The sequence below is a fragment of the Microvirga tunisiensis genome (genome assembly GCF_009296175.1).
Taxonomy (GTDB): Bacteria; Pseudomonadota; Alphaproteobacteria; order Rhizobiales; family Beijerinckiaceae; genus Microvirga; species Microvirga tunisiensis.
Genome location: NZ_VOSK01000787.1, coordinates 1 through 1,246, shown reverse-complemented (window position 1 = coordinate 1,246; position 1,246 = coordinate 1). Strand labels below are relative to the sequence as shown.

1 protein-coding gene is annotated in these 1,246 nt (G+C 59.6%); it reads left to right on the top strand.

Annotated elements, in window-relative coordinates; all coding sequences use genetic code 11:
• Window positions 1-121: 121 nt before the first annotated feature.
• The gene (locus FS320_RS50525) at window positions 122-808 is read left to right on the top strand and encodes a LuxR C-terminal-related transcriptional regulator (protein ID WP_338105709.1); all 687 of its coding nucleotides are present in this window, start codon (window positions 122-124) and stop codon (window positions 806-808) included.
• Window positions 809-1,246 lie beyond the last annotated feature (438 nt).

Sequence of the window (1,246 nt, the reverse complement as noted above, 5' to 3'; positions counted from 1 at the left end):
CTCCCCGCGCCGCCAATGCCTTGATAGTCATGCGAGCCTCCTGATCGAGCCGGCTCATGCGCTCCTCCGTGTCGTCCCGTGACACGGTAGGTCGACTTCAACCGGAGGCGACATCTCGTAAATCTGGCCGTCGCCTTACTCACACATTCGCGCGTCGCGCTACAGCAGTTCCCAGGAAATGCTCGCGATCGCCGAGCAGCTTCGGCCCGACCTGATAATCCTGGACCTGGCAATCCCTGGAAACGCCCTCGCGGCGATCTCAGAAATCACGGCCAAATTCCAACGAACGAGGGTCATCGTCTTCACGGCGGCACCTGGTGTGGACTACGCCGTAAATGCGCTGGAGGCAGGAGCCCGGGGGTACTTGCCCAAGTCGTCTAAACCGGGCGAACTCGCCGACGCTGCGAGAGCTGTGACCGCCGGGGGCACCTACATATCACAATACTTCGGGAGCGAGGTGGTCACGGCCCTGCGGAATGCTTCCGTGCGCAAGATCGCGATACAGGCGCTCAACCTGAGCGCCCGAGAGGATCAGATCATTCAGTTGCTGCTCGGCGGAAAAACCAACAAGGAAATCGCATCCGGGCTCGGAGTCACCGAAAGGACAGTCAAGCACTACATGACGGTCCTGATGCAGAAGTTGAATGTACGCAACCGCGTTGAAGTCGCGATGGCGGCGCAGAGCCTCAGGAGCAGCCCGACCGGTCGGCAGGGCTTCGGACCTGACGGCACCGCTCGACCATCCATCGCGGACAGCAACTTCAACATTCGGGAGATCTGCCCTCGGTCGCCGCGACTGTACAATTAATAATAGGCGACGGTGGCAGCGTTCCCCGGCTCCAGGGCTTAGGAAGTACCCGTGATGTTCAAGCCATCGGGGACACTAGCGAGCCGAACATCGGTGGCGGTGACGACTTGCCTGACGCTGCATCGAGTCGATCAGAAAGTTGCTTCGTGACAGCTCGTTCTAATCTCGCACTTACAGCAATGTTCACGACCCTCGTGAACCAAGCGAGGGTAGTCAGGCTGTCGCGAGAATCTGGTCGGCTGGGCCGTAGAACTCATAGTGGATGAGATTCGACCAGATACCTGCCAGAGCTCACTGAAGGGTAAGTCTGCAATGGGTCGAGGCCGTGTCAAAACGCGGCTCGCGACCGACTGAGTGCATCCTGTGGTTCTCTGATCGGTGGAGGCGCGAGTGCCAACGGCTATTTGGCTCATCGATCAGGCTGGATGTCCGTCCCGA